Genomic DNA, 14,923 nt, shown 5'->3' on the forward strand with positions numbered 1-14,923 from the left:
TTTGCGCCCATCATTTGCGACCCATCATTTGGCGACGATGTCGGCGACGATCATCTGTCGCAACTCAGGCGTGACCTGCGGCTTCTTGCCGAACCAGCGTTCGAAACCGGGCACAGCCTGGTGCAACAGCATGCCGAGCCCGTCGACCGTCTTCAAGTTTCTCGCGCGGGCAGCGGCAAGCAGCGGTGTTTCCAGCGGCACATAGACGATGTCTGCGACAATGGCGTGAGCTGGCAGGCCGGCCGGATCGGCGGCCAGCGTCGCATCGCCATGCATGCCAAGTGCCGTCGTGTTGATCAGCAAGCCGGCATCGCCAAGCAAGTCGCCGACCGCGCCATGCGCCGAGACGCCGGCCCCGAAGCGGTCGGCGAGTTCCTGCGCCCGCGCCAATGTGCGGTTGACGATGCGGATATCTTTGATGCCGCGCGATTTAAGCGCGTGGATGACCGCGCGCGACGCGCCACCGGCGCCGAGCACCACGGCCGGAGCGTTTCTCTCCCAGCCCCGGGCATGCTCGTCGAGATTGCCGGCAAAGCCGATCCAGTCCGAATTGCCGCCCCACAGCACGCCGTCGTCCAGCCACAGCATGTTGACCGCGCCGATCATCTCCGCCGCCTCGTCGCGGCGCTCGACCCGGGCGAAGGCGACTTCCTTGTGTGGAATGGTGACGTTGCCGCCCTGATAGCCATTGGCCTGGAGGGAAGAGAGGAACTCGGGAAAATCGGCCGGCGCGACATCGATCGCATGATAGCTGCCGTCGATGCCGTATGTGTTCAGCCAATAGCCGTGGATCTTCGGCGAGCGCGAATGCGCGATCGGATGGCCGGTGACGAAAGCTTTTTTCTCAACCATCGATGGCTCCGAGCGCACGCAATTCCGCCAGCACCGGTAACAGCGGCAGGCCGACAATGGTGAAATAATCGCCTTCGATCTTTTCGAACAGCTGGATGCCTTCGCCCTCGATCTGGTAGGCGCCGACGCTCGACAACGCCTTGGCGCCGACGCGGGCCAGGTGCCGGCCGACGAAGGCCGGATCGAGCTTGCGCATGGTAAGGCTGGCGATGCCGACGTGACGCCACAGCACCTTGCCGTTGCGGCAGAGCACGGCGGCGCTGTTCAGCTGATGCGTCTTGCCCGACAGCGCCAGCAGATGGCGGCGGGCGCCTTCCATGTCGGCCGGCTTGTGGAACACTTCATCTCCCAGTGACAAAGTCTGGTCGCAGCCGAGCACCAGGGCGCCCGGTCTGCGTTCGCTGACCTCGGTCGCCTTGGCTTCGGCGAGTATCAGGGCGACATCTTCCGGCGACACACCGCTGTCCTGCAACGGCGCCTCGAGCGCACGCTCGTCGACATCGGCAGGCACCGCTTCGATGCCGAGCCCGGCATTGATGAGCATTGCTTTGCGGAACGGGCTGCCGGAGGCGAGGATGATTTTTTCGGTCATGGGTTCTGGGCCTGGTCGATAGTGGTTGATTGGGGCAGGAGGTCGCGTTGCCATCCCATCATCTATTCTTCCCCCGCAGGGCAACAATGGCTGCCGCGGTCTCTTCGATCGAACGGCGGCTGACGTCTATCATCGGCCAATTGTGGCGGGTGCAGATCTGGCGGGCATAGGCGAGCTCTTCGGCGATCGAGGCACGGTCGACATAATCGGTCGCTTCGTAGGTGCTGCTGTTGCCGAGCACGCGGTTCTGCCGGACATGCGAGATGCGTTCGGCGGTGGCGATCAGCCCGACGATCAGCGGCTTGGTAGCAGCGGCCAGGCTTTCGGGCACCGGCACGCCGAGCACGATCGGGATGTTGGCGGTCTTGATGCCGCGGTTGGCGAGATAGATGCTGGTCGGCGTCTTCGATGTCCTGGAAATGCCGATCAGCACGACATCGGCGTCGTCCATGTTGAGCGGCAGCTGCCCGTCATCATGCTCCATCGTAAAATTGAGTGCGTCGATACGGTGGAAATAATCGGCATCGAGCACATGCTGGGCGCCGACGCGGCGGCCGGCCGGCGTGCCGAGATAGGACTGGAACACGGTGAGGACCGGCTCCAGCACCGAAACGCAGGGCAGCCCCATGGCGGCGCAGCGCTCGTCAATACCGCGCGCCAGCTTCTGGTCGACGACGGTGTAGAGGATGATGCCCGGTTCCTCTTCTATGTCCTCGAAGACTTTCGCCACCTGCTTTTCGGTGCGGATGAGCGGATAGATATGCTCGATGGCGCGCGCATCCTTGTATTGCGCCGAGGCGGCTCGGCCGGCCGCCAGCAGCGTCTCGCCGGTGGCGTCGGAAATCAGGTGCAGGTGAAAGAAGCTCTGGGGTTTGTTCACAGGGGGCGCCTCAGGCTGTGGGCTTGTGTGGATAAACCGGGGCCGCAAAGGCGACCGGCTGGAGGCGACTGTATCAGAAGGCCAGTTGTCCACAATTCGATGCGCTGTCAGCTTCACTGTGCGGTTGGGGACAAATCTGGGGACGGGCGTTTTTGCCAGCGCTTCATCCACAGAGGCGGTTTTTCAGCGGCTACGTCAAACCATTGACTCCAGTGATGGAATCCTGGTCATCCACACTCTTTGACAATCCCGCGGAAGAAACACGCGACAAAATGCTGGCTGGCCTTTTCCAGGGCAAAGCGGGACAGGTGACAACCACCGATACCAACAGACTCTTAGAATCAGAAAATTCTAGAAATAGACTATTTAATTATAGAGAAGGCAGGGAAGAGAGCGCTCAATGCCCGAGAACCGCATCGTGCTGGACGTGCTGAGAGGCGAGGCAGTGTTTCCGCCGCCGCTCTGGATGATGCGCCAGGCCGGGCGCTATTTGCCGGAGTACCGCGAGACCAGAAAGCGCGCCGGGTCCTTTCTCGATCTTTGCTACAATCCTGATCTGGCCGTCGAGGTGACGCTGCAGCCGATCGAGCGCTTCGGCTTCGATGCCTCGATCCTGTTCTCGGACATTCTGGTCGTGCCGCATGCGCTTGGGCGCGATGTCCGCTTCGAGGAGGGCCGCGGGCCGCTGCTGACGCCAATCACTGCAGCTCAGATTTCGGCTCTCAACGGCGAAACGTTTCACGTGAATCTCGAACCCGTCTACGAGACGGTTCGCCGGCTGCGTGCAAGATTGCCTGACGAGACCACGCTGATCGGCTTCTGCGGCGCGCCGTGGACGGTGGCGACCTACATGATCGCTGGCCACGGCACACCCGACCAAGCGCCGGCGCGGCTGTTTGCCTATCGCGAACCGACGGCCTTCAAGCATCTCCTGAAAGTGCTCGCCGACCACTCCGCGGCCTATTTGATCCGCCAGATCGAAGCCGGTGCCGACGTGGTGCAGATTTTCGATTCGTGGTCCGGCGTGCTTGATGATGCGTCTTTCGATCAGTTCTGCGTGCAGCCGGTGGCGGAGATCGTCAGGCAGGTTCGTGCGGTTCATCCCGATGTTCCGATCATAGGCTTTCCCAAGGGCGCCGGCGCCCGCTACGAGACCTATCGTGAGAAGACCGGTGTCACGGGGCTGGGGATCGACTGGACCGTACCCCTGGCGGCGGCGAACGAACTGCAGCGCTCGGGTGCGGTCCAGGGCAACCTCGATCCCTTGCGGCTCGTGGCCGGCGGCAAAGCCCTGTCGGACGGCGTCGATGCGATCCTCAAGGCGCTGGGCGACGGACCGCTGATCTTCAATCTCGGCCATGGCATCACGCCGGAGACGCCGGTGGCACATGTCGAGGCGATGGTGAAGCAGGTGCGGAGCGCGACACGCTGATGGCTCAATCGGATAATACGCGCGGCAACAGCACTCGTGGGGCGATGATGCGCATGACCATCGGCATCGGAGTGCTGGTTGTTCTCACCGCACTTTTGTTTTTCTTTGCGCCTGAGGGTTTCTATCCCTGGGCGAAGGCAATCCATATCCTGGCCGTCATCTCCTGGATGGCCGGCATGCTCTATCTGCCGCGATTGCTGGTCTACCACGCCGACGCAGAGAAGGGGTCCGTCCAATCGGAGACCTTCAAGGTGATGGAGCGGCGTCTGCTGCGCGGCATCATCAATCCGGCGATGATCGTCACCTGGGTGTTCGGGCTTTGGCTTGCCTGGAAAGTGTTTGGCTTTCACGGCGGCTGGCTGCACGCCAAGATAGGCTTGGTGCTGTTGCTGTCGGGCGTGCATGGCTATCTGGCCGGTGCTGTCAGGAAATTCGCCGAGGACCGCAATGAAAAACCGGCGCGGCACTGGCGAATCGTCAACGAGATCCCCACATTGCTGATGATCGCCATCGTCATCCTGGTTGTCGTCAAGCCGTTCTAGGCCCATTTCGGTCGACAAAACGCAGCTTGCTCTTTCCCCCGACCGACGATAAAAGACGGGTCTTCCTTCCCGTCATGCGCCGCCCTTGATTGCTTTCGGCCGCGCCCGGCATTTATCGCATCCAGCCGATATATTTTCCCCAAAGCAGATTCAGAGTCCGTCTATGCAAGAAATGAAACTCGCAGAGTTCAAGAACAAGAAGCCGCCAGAGCTGATCGCCTATGCCGAATCGCTCGAAGTGGAAAACGCCAGCGTCATGCGCAAGCAGGAACTGATGTTTGCCATCCTGAAGAAACTGGCCGCCCAGGACGTCGAGATCATCGGCGATGGTGTGGTCGAGTTGTTGCAGGACGGTTTCGGCTTCCTGCGCTCAGCCAACGCCAATTATCTCCCGGGTCCCGACGATATCTACATCTCGCCCTCGCAGATCCGCCGCTTCTCCTTGAAGACCGGCGATACCGTCGAAGGGCCGATCCGCAGCCCAAAAGAGGGCGAGCGCTATTTCGCCCTTCTCAAGGTCAACACGATCAATTTCGACGATCCCGAAAAGATCCGTCACAAGATCCATTTCGACAATCTGACGCCGCTCTATCCGACCAAGCGGCTGAAGATGGAGATCGACAATCCGACCGGCAAGGACATCTCGTCGCGGGTGATCGACCTGGTGGCGCCGATCGGCAAGGGACAGCGCGCGCTCATCAACGCGCAGCCGCGTACCGGTAAAACGGTGCTGATGCAGAATATCGCCCACTCGATCACGGCCAATCATCCGGAATGCTATCTGATCGTACTTCTGATCGATGAACGGCCAGAAGAAGTGACCGACATGCAGCGTTCGGTGAAGGGCGAGGTCGTGTCCTCGACCTTTGACGAACCGGCGGTGCGCCACGTCCAGGTCGCCGAAATGGTCATCGAAAAGGCCAAGCGCCTGGTCGAGCATGGCCGCGACGTCGTTATTCTGCTCGATTCGATCACCCGCCTCGGCCGTGCCTACAACACCGTTGTGCCGTCCTCCGGCAAGGTGCTGACCGGCGGTGTCGACGCCAACGCGCTGCAGCGGCCGAAGCGCTTCTTCGGCGCGGCCCGCAACATCGAGGAAGGCGGCTCGCTGACCATCATCGCCACCGCGCTGATCGACACCGGCAGCCGCATGGACGAAGTCATCTTCGAAGAGTTCAAGGGCACCGGCAACTGCGAAATCCAGCTCGACCGCAAGGTCGCCGACAAGCGCATCTACCCGGCCATGGACATTTTGAAGTCCGGCACCCGCAAGGAAGACCTGCTGGTCTCCAAGCAGGATCTGCAGAAGATCTTCGTCCTGCGCCGCATCCTGGCGCCGATGGGAACCACGGATGCGATCGAGTTCCTGATCGACAAGCTGAAGCAGACCAAGACCAACGCCGATTTCTTCGATTCGATGAACACGTAAGCTTCTCGTCGGCCATCGTTTCGCATTGAAGCCCCGTTCCGGGAACTGGGACGGGGTTTTTCATTGCGGGGGCAAACAGGTCGCATTTCCGACAGGGCGTGGCCTTGGGCGGCAATTTCCACAGCTGTCGTCATGCGAGTAATCGCGTCTCGAAGATCGGAAGCCGCATGGAGAAAACAATCCCGACCCTGATCGGGTTCTCGGCCATCCTGACATGGTCCTTCCTGGCGCTGCTTTCGACGGCGGCGGGACCGATTCCGCCCTTTCAGCTGGCGGCGATGACGTTTCTGCTTGGCGGGTTGGTCGGCGCGTCGAGCTGGCTTGTCCGTCCGGCGGCGATCAAGTCGCTGCGCCAGCCGTGGCAGGTCTGGGCGCTCGGCACAGCGGGGCTGTGCATCTACCACTGCGCCTATTTCTTCGCCATCCAGTCGGCGCCGCCGGTCGAGGTCAGCCTGATCGCCTATCTCTGGCCGTTGCTGATCGTCGTCTTTGCCGCCTTCCTGCCTGGAGAAAAGCTGAGGGCCCATCACATTGCCGGCGTCATGCTCGGCCTTGCCGGCGCCATTGTGGTGATCACCAAGGGCGGCACGATCGGACTGGCCAATGGTGTGATGAAGGGGCATGTCATCTCGCTGTTCTGCGCTTTCATCTGGGCCGGCTATTCGGTTTTATCGCGCCGCTTTGGCAAGGTGCCGACCGATGTGGTCGTCGGTTACTGCTTCATCACGGCTGCGGTCGCCTTGGTGCTGCACCTCACCCTTGAGACCACCGTCTGGGCACAGACGGCGACGGAGTGGAGCGCCATCGTCATCTTGGGCGTAATACCGCTAGGCGCCGGCTTTTACGCCTGGGACTATGGCTGCAAGCACGGGGACATCATGATCCTCGGCGCCCTCTCCTATGCCGCGCCCCTCTTCTCGGTCATCGTGCTTCTGCTGGCAGGCTTTGGTGTGTTTCACTGGTCGGTGGCTGTTGCTTGCATCCTGATCACGGTCGGAGCGGTGGTCGCGGCCAAGGATTTGCTGTTCGGGCCGCGGTCGCCATCCATTGATGCGACGCCGCTTCCTTCGGCGTTGGACGGAAACACCGGTTGACCTGCCGTCGCAACAACGGCTCGGTTCCTACGGATCCGGCGCCACGGGCAGGATAGCCGGTGCATAGCTCCGGTCTGCCGGTTGGCGGCCGGATGCCACTGGCCAATGTTCGATCGATTCGCATGCGTTCCGATCGGGGCGACAATATCGGCGTGACGCGGGTCGGGATTCTGATTCGCAGCCGGAACGAAGCTTGCCTGTCGGGGGCGAAGGATCCAGCTTCACGGCTCGGGGCCAGGCACAAGCGTTAACGATGCGGCCTGCGTAGGGCTTGCTGGCCCGCCCAGAACTGCTTGGCGTCGGAATTAGGACCCGCCTGCTCGCACATGGATGACAAGGCGGCTATACAGATTTGGTAATGTCCGGCCGCTCCTCGCGATCGACCTTGATATTGACGAACAGCCGGTTCATGACGGCCGCATACTGTGGGATTGTCGACCGGACAGCTAGGCGACCGGTGAGAACGGGCAAATGATTTCAGGCGATTCGATTGTTGCGCTGTCCAGCGGCCGCCTGCCTGCCGGCATCGCTGTCATCCGCATCTCCGGACCAAGAACTCGATTCGCTGTCGAAACGGTTGCCGACGGCATGATCAAGGACCGGGTTGCGACCCTGCGCAAGCTCCGAACAGTGGACGGGTCGCTTATCGACAACGGCCTGGTGCTGTTTTTTCCGGGGCCGAACAGTTTTACCGGCGAGGATGTCGCCGAGTTCCACGTCCATGGCGGCCGCGCCGTCGCCAGCAAGATGCTGGAGATCATTGCCGGGTTTGACGGCGTGCGTCATGCGGAACCTGGTGAATTTACGCGCCGGGCTCTTCTCAACGGCAAGCTGGATCTGGTCGAGACGGAGGCGTTGGCCGATCTGGTCAACGCCGAAACCGAAGCGCAGCGGCGCTTTGCCGTGCAGAATGCCGAAGGAGTGCAAAGCGAACTCTATCTTGGCTGGCGCCGTCGGCTGATCCATGCACGGGCGATGATCGAGGCGGAAATCGACTTCGCCGACGAAGACGACGTGCCCGGTTCGGTTTCGGACACGGTTTGGTCCGATGTGCGCGCAATGGTGGGCGAGATCGGCCGGCATGTCGATGGCTTCCATGCCGCCGAGATCATCCGTGACGGGTTTGAGGTTGTCATCCTCGGTGCACCGAACGCCGGCAAATCCAGCCTGTTCAACGCGCTGGCCAGGCGTGAGGCGGCGATTGTTACCGACGAGCCCGGCACGACGCGGGACTTGCTCGAAGTGGTGCTGGATCTCCACGGAGTGCGGGTCAGGGTAACCGACACCGCGGGCCTGCGCGAGTCGCCCGGCAAGATCGAAGCGATCGGTATCGAAAAGGCGCGGGCCAAGGCGCACACGGCTGACCTGGTGCTGTTGCTGGAAGATCTGGCGGACCCTACTGCGATCGGCAACATGCCTGTTGACGCCCCGGCTTTGAGAATCGGCACCAAGGTCGATCTCTTGAAAGGTTCGCCGCGATCAGAGGCGTATGATGCGTTGATATCGACGGTGGACGGCACTGGTTTGGCTGAACTGCTGGCTGAGATCGGCAGGCGCGCCGCGGCTGCTATCGGCGATGCCGGTGACATCCTGCCGTCTCGGTTGCGGCATGTGGAGCTGCTCAATGAGACCAGGCGCTTTCTGATCTCGGCTTTGTCGGGGCAAGAGTGCGGCCAGGAGCTACGGGCGGAGGAGCTGCGTCTTGCGGCGGACCGACTTGGCCGGATTGTCGGCGCGGTGGATGTCGAGGACCTGCTGGACGTGATCTTTTCGCAGTTTTGCATTGGAAAGTGACTCACGTGAAACAGGGGGGCGTGTGAGTGACTCACGTGAAACACAGGGGGGCCGCCCTAGTGCGTGTTTCACGTGAAATGAGGAGTTTGGCAAAAACGGCAAGTGCCGAAGGCCGGCCCCGCCCCTCATTGTCCTCCGGGAGAAGATGCCGGCAGGCAGATGAGGGGCAGCGCCAGCCGAGGTAATTGTCGCCGCTTCCCTGACTCACGTGAAACACCTCTGCGACTTTCAGCACTCCGGTCCACGTGAACGAATCAACCTGCAATCCTTGACAGCGTCCTCTCGTGGGGACATGTGTCGGGAAATCTCTGAATCTGGAAGGGACAATGATCGATCGCTATGATGTGGTTGTGGTGGGCGGTGGCCATGCCGGGTGCGAGGCTGCGTGCGCTGCCGCGCGCGCCGGCGCCAGGACCGCGCTGGTCACGCTGCGCTTCGACACGATCGGTGTCATGTCCTGCAATCCGGCGATCGGCGGCCTCGGGAAGGGCCATCTGGTGCGTGAGATCGACGCCATGGACGGGCTGATGGGCCGCATCGCCGATGCTGCCGGCATCCAATTCCGCCTGCTCAATCGCCGCAAAGGCCCTGCCGTGCGCGGGCCGCGCACGCAGGCCGACCGCAAGCTGTATCGGCTGGCCATGCAGGAAGCGATTCGGCAGCAGAACGGTCTCGACGTCATCGAAGGCGAGGTTCTGGACTTCGACATCGTGGATGGACGGGTCGCCGCTGTGCGCCTGGCCGACGGGCGCCGGTTGGTGTGCGGCGCGGTGGTGCTGACCACCGGCACGTTTCTCCGCGGTCTTATTCACATTGGCGACAGGAAGATTGTCGCCGGGCGGATGAACGAGCAGGCGAGCCTTGGCCTGTCGGCGACGATGAGCCGCGCCGGTTTCGCGCTTGGACGGCTGAAGACCGGCACGCCGCCGCGGCTCGATGGCCGCACCATCGACTGGGCGTCGCTGGAAAGCCAGGCGGCCGACGAACATCCAGTGCCGTTCTCGCTGCTCACCGACACAATCAAGAATCCGCAAATCCATTGCGGCATCACGCGTACGACACCGGCGACGCACGAGCTGATCCGCGCCAATCTCGGCCGCTCCGCCATGTATTCCGGCTCGATAGAGGGGGTCGGACCACGCTATTGCCCGTCGATCGAAGACAAGATCGTCAAGTTCGGCGATCGAGAAGGTCATCAGATATTCCTCGAGCCGGAAGGGCTGGACGACGACACGGTCTACCCCAATGGCATTTCGACCTCCCTGCCCGAGGATGTGCAACTCGACATTCTCAAAACTATACCCGGGCTAGAGCGGGCGACCATGCTGCAGCCCGGCTATGCCATCGAATACGACCATGTCGATCCGCGCGAGTTGGAGCCGACGCTTGAGGCCAAACGTATTGCGGGGCTTTTCCTAGCCGGTCAGATCAACGGCACCACCGGTTATGAAGAAGCCGGAGCGCAGGGCCTGCTCGCCGGGCTCAACGCCGCGCGCAAGGCGGCGGCCGACGACCAAATCGTGCTCAGCCGCACCGAAGCCTACATCGGAGTGATGGTCGACGACCTCACCAGCCGCGGCATTGCCGAGCCCTACCGCATGTTCACTTCGCGGGCGGAGTTTCGCCTATCGCTGCGCGCCGACAATGCCGATGAAAGGCTTACGCCTCTGGCAAATCGGCTTGGTATCGTGTCGCCGGAGCGGACGCAGCGGTTCAATCAAGTCACACAGGATCTTGATAGGGCGCGCGAACTCGCAGTTGCGACGACCATGACGCCCAACGAAGCGGCGCGGCATGGGCTGGAGATCAACAGGGACGGCGTGCGCCGCTCCGCTTATGAATTGCTCGCTCATCCCGGCGTCGATATAGCCTGGCTGGCCCGTGTTGCGCCGGCCTTTGGCGCAATCGACGTCAAAACCGCTGAGCGGCTCGAAACGGAAGCGAAATATTCGGTTTACCTTGATCGCCAGCAGGCGGATGTCGGACAGATCCGCCGCGAGGAAAGCCGGTTGATCCCGGCGTCGGTGGATTTCGCCGATGTTCCCGGCCTATCCAATGAGCTGAAGCAGAAGATGTTAACGCGTCAGCCGCGTTCGATCGCTGACGCGCAGCGTATGGAAGGCATGACGCCGGCGGCGCTGGCCATCATCGTCGCGCACGTCCGCAACGCCGAATCGGCCGCCCAAAGGGCCGTTGCGTGAGCGCTGCCTCATGGGCGAGCCTGCAAGAGGTCGCGGGACCGGTTTCACGTGAAACATTCGATCGGTTGGTGACGTTCGAACAGTTGTTCCTGAAATGGAACCGCAGCATCAATCTGGCCGCGCCGTCGACGCTGGACGATGTCTGGGGCCGCCATATTCTGGACAGCGCGCAGCTGGCGCGAATCGCACCGCAGGCCAAACGCTGGGCCGATCTCGGTTCGGGCGGGGGTTTTCCGGGCCTGGTAATGGCCTTCCTGCTGGTCGAACGCAATGGCGCGTCGATCGATCTGGTCGAGAGCAACCGCAAGAAAGCATCGTTTTTACAGGCGGTCATTGGCCAGTTCGGTTTGCCGGCACGGGTCGTCGCCCGGCGCATCGACGACAGCTATCCGCTTGTTTCCGAACCGGAAATCATCACGGCGCGGGCGCTGGCCGCGCTGCCGGCGCTGCTCGATCTGTCGGCGCCGTGGCTGACCAAGGGATCGCGGGCGCTGTTCCACAAAGGCCGGGATTACCGCTCCGAGGTGGAAGAAAGCACTCACCGCTGGGCTTTCGATCTGGTAGAACATCCGAGCATGACCGACGCCCATGGCGTCATCCTCGAAGTGACCGATCTGCAGACTGCGTAAGCTCTCCTTCGCAACCTTGGCGACGCAATGAATACCTGGCCCACATGAATACCTGGCACAGACCCATGAAAACCGGACCTCGCATCATCACCGTCGCCAACCAGAAGGGCGGCGTCGGCAAGACAACCACCGCCATCAATCTGGCCACGGCGCTGGCCGCGATCGGCGAAAAGGTGCTGATCGTCGATCTCGACCCGCAAGGCAATGCCTCGACGGGTCTCGGTATCGACCGCAAGGACCGCACCGTCTCCTCCTACGATGTGCTGACCGGCGAACTGGGCCTGGAAGAGGCCGCCATTCCAACGGCGGTGCCCGGCCTGTCGATCGTGCCGTCGACGCTCGATCTGCTCGGCATCGAGATGGAAATCGCCTCGGCGCCGGATCGCGTGCTTAAGCTGCGCAACGCGCTGCGCGCCGCCACCGAGCGCGGTGCGCCGTTCGGCTATGTGCTGATCGACTGCCCGCCCTCGCTCAACCTTTTGACTTTGAATTCAATGGCGGCAGCCGATTCTGTTCTTGTGCCGCTGCAGTGCGAGTTCTTCGCGCTGGAAGGGCTAAGCCAACTCCTGGAAACGGTGGAGCAGGTGCGCCGTTCGATCAATCCGGACCTGATCATCCAGGGCATCGTGCTGACCATGTATGACGGCCGCAACAACCTCGCCAACCAGGTGGTGCAGGACGTGCGGGCACATATGGGCGACAAGGTCTACGAGACCATCATTCCTAGGAATGTGCGAGTGTCCGAGGCGCCCTCCTATGGCAAGCCGGCAATCCTCTATGACCTGAAATGCTCGGGCAGCCAGGCCTATCTGCAGCTGGCGTCCGAAGTGATCCGCCGCGAGCGCAAATTGCGCGCTGCTTGATTAGGCAGGGTCGATAAACAAAGCCGATCCGTACCGAAACGATCAAGAATCTGGAATTGAGATGAGCGACGACCTTTCGAGAAAGAGACTGGGGCGCGGACTGGCGGCGCTGATCGGCGAGATCGATCGCCCGGCAGCGACCGAAAAGCCGGGCTTGAATGCCGATGGCAAGGTGCCGATCGAGTTTCTGAGCCCGAATCCGAAAAACCCGCGCCGGCACTTTGGCGACGCCGACCTCACCGATCTCGCGCAGTCGATCCGCGAGCATGGCGTGGTGCAGCCGGTGGTGGCGCGGCCTTCGCCGACGCAGGCCGGGCGCTACGAAATCATTGCAGGCGAGCGGCGCTGGCGCGCGGCCCAGCGAGCCGGGCTGACCGAGATCCCGATCATCGTGCGCGACGTCAACGACCGCACAGCGCTGGAACTGGCGATCATAGAAAACGTCCAGCGCACCGATCTCAACCCGGTCGAGGAGGCGCTCGGCTACCAGCAATTGATCGACGACCACGGCTACACACAGGCCGACCTCGGCAATGTAATCGGCAAGAGCCGCAGCCACGTCGCCAACACGCTCAGGCTGTTGAAGCTGCCCGACGTGATCCGCGACATGCTGGTCGACGGCGCGCTGTCGGCCGGCCATGCCCGGACGCTGGTGACGGCGCAGGATCCCGCCGGGCTAGCCAAGCAGATCGTCGAAGAAGGGCTTTCGGTGCGCCAGGCCGAGGCGCTGGCGCAAATGCCGGCGGGCGGCACGCCGCCCAAGGCAAAACCAGCACACGGCGCATCGGGCAAGGATGCCGACACGCTGGCGCTGGAAAGGCTGATGACCAACACGATCGGCATGATCGTGACCATCGAGCACAAGGGCAAAGGCGGCGCGATCCGCGTGGACTACCGCAGCCTGGAGCAGCTCGACGAGCTATGCCGGCGGTTGAAGGATGAGCGGTAGAGGGTTGGGGTTGCGCATATTTAGCCGGCGAATGAAGTTCTGGCTTAGGATGAAGAAAGGGTTTGGCGGTTGCCGGCCCTTCTTTTTATTGGCGATTGCCGAAGGGATCGAACTGCTGATCTCCCCCTTGAGGGGGAGATGGCCGGCAGGCCAGAAGGGGTCGTCTCGCATCAAGCGCCGACCTCGTTTGTCGTTGCGAAAGGCGCCAGCGCTCCACGCGCGGCGACCCCCTCTGTCGCCTTTGGCGACATCTCCCCCTCAAGGGGGGAGATTACCGCTGCGCCAGCCTCGCGCTCTCCACCGCAATGCCGAGCAGCGCCTGCCGCGCCAGCGCTTCCGACAAATCCGGCCTGCGCCTGGTCTGCAGCACGGCCGATTGCAGCCGGTTCAGCGCGCGGCTGAGCGCCTCGACGTTCCAGCGCTCCAGCGCCTTCTCCACCAGCTTGCGCCGCGAGAAAAACACCGGCGGACGGGCGCCGGCCACTGCCGAGGCGGCGTTGCGGCCGGCGGTGTCCATCTGGCCGCGCATGACCTGAAGCTGCTGCAGCTGCCGCATCGCCGAGGACAGCACCAGGAAAGGATGGCCGCCGGACAGGCAGTGGCGGGTGAAGGCGGTGTCGAAGTCACCGATCCTGCCCTCCAGCATAGCATCGACCGCGTCGTCGAAGGAGGCGCCGGAGACGTCGCCGGACATCGCCCTTACGTCGTCGAGGCTGATGTCCTTCTGGCCGTGGGCATAAAGCACCAGCTTTTCGATCTCGCCGCGTGAGGCCAACCGGTCGCCGCCGAGATTGCGGCGCAGCGCCTGGCGTGCGTCGAGCGCCATCGACATGCCGGCCTTGCGCAACTCGTCGTCGATGACGCTATCGATGTCGCGGGCTTCATCGGCGTAGCAAGGCAGCGCCATGGCGGTGTCGGCGGCCTCGACGATCGCGCGCAGTCCGACGCCCTTTTTCAGGTCGCCAGCCTCGATGAGAATGATGGCGTCGCGCGCGGGCTCCGCAGTCAGCGCCTTGACGTCGTCGGCCAGCGCCTTCTGACCGCTGGCATTTCGCACCCACAGAAGCCGCCGGTCGGAGAACATCGGCACGGTGCGGGCTTCATCGAGCAGCCGGCCCTGGTCGCGATCGACCTCCGCGCCGTCGAGCCGTACGACGGAAAACGGATCGTCGAGCGGCAGGCCGGTTTTCGCGGCAAAGGTTTTGGCCCGCTCGGCGACCAAGCCGCGGTCGGGTCCGTAAAGCAGGACGATCGATATGCGCGCGTCAGGCTTCGCCAGCCACGAATCGACCTCGTATCCTTTTTTCTGCGCCATGGAGGGTGGTTAGCATGATGCGGTCGCTGAGTGAACGTTCTCCAAAGCGTTCGAGACCTTGGCGCCCTTCCTCTCCCTCCGGAGGGGGGAGAGGTGGCTCGGCGAAGCCGAGACGGAGTGGGGGAACCACCTGGCAATCGCCGCGAACGGACAAAGGAAGGGCACTATCTCAAGCGTTGCCTAGCGCCCAAGGGTCGACCCCCCCCCCCCCCCCCGGCACGCGACCACCTGGAAACCCCCGCTAACTGACAATGCATGGGAACTATCTAACGGTTTGCCTTGCGCCCATGGGGCTCCCCCCACCCGGTGTTGCTTCGCGCTACACCTCTCCCCCGATCGACGGGGGAGAGG

Annotated in this window: 13 protein-coding genes and 1 pseudogene; 9 read left to right on the top strand and 5 right to left on the bottom strand. The window is 62.6% G+C overall.

What is annotated here, in order from left to right; all coding sequences use genetic code 11:
• Positions 1-24: 24 nt before the first annotated feature.
• From NKJ80_RS25680 to NKJ80_RS25690, 3 genes are read right to left on the bottom strand one after another with little or no spacing between them, the layout of a single operon-like run.
• Entirely contained in the window at positions 25-852 is an 828-nt protein-coding gene (locus NKJ80_RS25680; RefSeq protein ID WP_023685038.1) for a shikimate dehydrogenase, read from the bottom strand.
• The gene (locus NKJ80_RS25685; RefSeq protein ID WP_023685039.1) at positions 845-1,444 is read right to left on the bottom strand and encodes a Maf-like protein; all 600 of its coding nucleotides are present in this window, start codon (positions 1,442-1,444) and stop codon (positions 845-847) included. The genes NKJ80_RS25680 and NKJ80_RS25685 overlap by 8 nt, the downstream gene beginning before the upstream one ends.
• Before the next feature lie 58 nt (positions 1,445-1,502).
• Positions 1,503-2,441: a pyruvate, water dikinase regulatory protein gene (locus NKJ80_RS25690; RefSeq protein WP_488505159.1), complete on the bottom strand. Its 939-nt coding sequence runs from the start codon at positions 2,439-2,441 to the stop codon at positions 1,503-1,505.
• Between the two features lie 283 nt (positions 2,442-2,724).
• On the opposite strand from NKJ80_RS25690, the gene hemE reads away from it, so the two are divergent.
• From hemE to yddG, 4 genes are all read left to right on the top strand, one after another.
• Positions 2,725-3,756, top strand: a complete 1,032-nt coding sequence (hemE, locus tag NKJ80_RS25695) for a uroporphyrinogen decarboxylase (protein WP_023685041.1) — start codon at positions 2,725-2,727, stop codon at positions 3,754-3,756.
• Complete coding sequence (gene hemJ, locus NKJ80_RS25700) at positions 3,756-4,298, top strand: protoporphyrinogen oxidase HemJ (protein ID WP_023685042.1); 543 nt, start codon at positions 3,756-3,758, stop codon at positions 4,296-4,298. Before hemE ends, hemJ begins: the two co-directional genes overlap by 1 nt.
• 163 nt (positions 4,299-4,461) lie before the next feature.
• On the top strand, positions 4,462-5,727 hold the full coding sequence (gene rho / locus NKJ80_RS25705; RefSeq protein WP_023672113.1) for a transcription termination factor Rho: 1,266 nt from the start codon (positions 4,462-4,464) through the stop codon (positions 5,725-5,727).
• Between the two features lie 167 nt (positions 5,728-5,894).
• The gene (gene yddG, locus NKJ80_RS25710) at positions 5,895-6,821 is read left to right on the top strand and encodes an aromatic amino acid exporter YddG (RefSeq protein ID WP_023672114.1); all 927 of its coding nucleotides are present in this window, start codon (positions 5,895-5,897) and stop codon (positions 6,819-6,821) included.
• A gap of 277 nt (positions 6,822-7,098) precedes the next feature.
• On the opposite strand, the pseudogene NKJ80_RS31505 reads toward yddG, so the two are convergent.
• A pseudogene (locus tag NKJ80_RS31505) lies at positions 7,099-7,241 on the bottom strand (DUF255 domain-containing protein); the annotation flags it as partial.
• 51 nt (positions 7,242-7,292) lie between these two features.
• Between NKJ80_RS31505 and mnmE the strand changes: the two are divergent.
• The 5 genes from mnmE (at position 7,293) to NKJ80_RS25740 (ending at position 13,257) form a co-directional block, all read left to right on the top strand.
• Entirely contained in the window at positions 7,293-8,615 is a 1,323-nt protein-coding gene (mnmE, locus tag NKJ80_RS25720) for a tRNA uridine-5-carboxymethylaminomethyl(34) synthesis GTPase MnmE (RefSeq protein WP_023672115.1), read from the top strand.
• A 326-nt stretch (positions 8,616-8,941) separates the two neighbouring features.
• A complete protein-coding gene (mnmG, locus tag NKJ80_RS25725) occupies positions 8,942-10,816 on the top strand; it encodes a tRNA uridine-5-carboxymethylaminomethyl(34) synthesis enzyme MnmG (RefSeq protein ID WP_023685043.1) in 1,875 nt (624 codons plus the stop codon).
• Positions 10,813-11,445 (top strand): 16S rRNA (guanine(527)-N(7))-methyltransferase RsmG, encoded by a 633-nt coding sequence (gene rsmG / locus NKJ80_RS25730; protein WP_023685044.1) that lies wholly within the window; start codon positions 10,813-10,815, stop codon positions 11,443-11,445. Before mnmG ends, rsmG begins: the two co-directional genes overlap by 4 nt.
• Before the next feature lie 65 nt (positions 11,446-11,510).
• Complete coding sequence (locus NKJ80_RS25735) at positions 11,511-12,308, top strand: ParA family protein (protein ID WP_023672118.1); 798 nt, start codon at positions 11,511-11,513, stop codon at positions 12,306-12,308.
• A gap of 61 nt (positions 12,309-12,369) precedes the next feature.
• Complete coding sequence (locus NKJ80_RS25740; RefSeq protein WP_023685045.1) at positions 12,370-13,257, top strand: ParB/RepB/Spo0J family partition protein; 888 nt, start codon at positions 12,370-12,372, stop codon at positions 13,255-13,257.
• Positions 13,258-13,528: 271 nt separating this feature from the next.
• Here NKJ80_RS25740 and holA read toward each other — a convergent pair whose 3' ends face one another.
• A complete protein-coding gene (holA, locus tag NKJ80_RS25745) occupies positions 13,529-14,572 on the bottom strand; it encodes a DNA polymerase III subunit delta (protein WP_352498549.1) in 1,044 nt (347 codons plus the stop codon).
• Positions 14,573-14,923 lie beyond the last annotated feature (351 nt).

This window comes from Mesorhizobium sp. M0030 (genome assembly GCF_040323695.1).
GTDB lineage: Bacteria > Pseudomonadota > Alphaproteobacteria > Rhizobiales > Rhizobiaceae > Mesorhizobium.

What these genes read in the sequence shown, in the direction of transcription:
- NKJ80_RS25680 (WP_023685038.1), bottom strand. Translation starts at nt 852, where the DNA reads ATGGTTGAGAAAAAAGCTTTCGTCACCGGCCATCCGATCGCGCATTCG.
- rho (WP_023672113.1), top strand. Translation starts at nt 4,462, where the DNA reads ATGCAAGAAATGAAACTCGCAGAGTTCAAGAACAAGAAGCCGCCAGAG.
- mnmG (WP_023685043.1), top strand. Translation starts at nt 8,942, where the DNA reads ATGATCGATCGCTATGATGTGGTTGTGGTGGGCGGTGGCCATGCCGGG.
- NKJ80_RS25740 (WP_023685045.1), top strand. Translation starts at nt 12,370, where the DNA reads ATGAGCGACGACCTTTCGAGAAAGAGACTGGGGCGCGGACTGGCGGCG.
- NKJ80_RS25735 (WP_023672118.1), top strand. Translation starts at nt 11,511, where the DNA reads ATGAAAACCGGACCTCGCATCATCACCGTCGCCAACCAGAAGGGCGGC.
- holA (WP_352498549.1), bottom strand. Translation starts at nt 14,572, where the DNA reads ATGGCGCAGAAAAAAGGATACGAGGTCGATTCGTGGCTGGCGAAGCCT.
- NKJ80_RS25685 (WP_023685039.1), bottom strand. Translation starts at nt 1,444, where the DNA reads ATGACCGAAAAAATCATCCTCGCCTCCGGCAGCCCGTTCCGCAAAGCA.
- yddG (WP_023672114.1), top strand. Translation starts at nt 5,895, where the DNA reads ATGGAGAAAACAATCCCGACCCTGATCGGGTTCTCGGCCATCCTGACA.
- hemE (WP_023685041.1), top strand. Translation starts at nt 2,725, where the DNA reads ATGCCCGAGAACCGCATCGTGCTGGACGTGCTGAGAGGCGAGGCAGTG.
- mnmE (WP_023672115.1), top strand. Translation starts at nt 7,293, where the DNA reads ATGATTTCAGGCGATTCGATTGTTGCGCTGTCCAGCGGCCGCCTGCCT.
- hemJ (WP_023685042.1), top strand. Translation starts at nt 3,756, where the DNA reads ATGGCTCAATCGGATAATACGCGCGGCAACAGCACTCGTGGGGCGATG.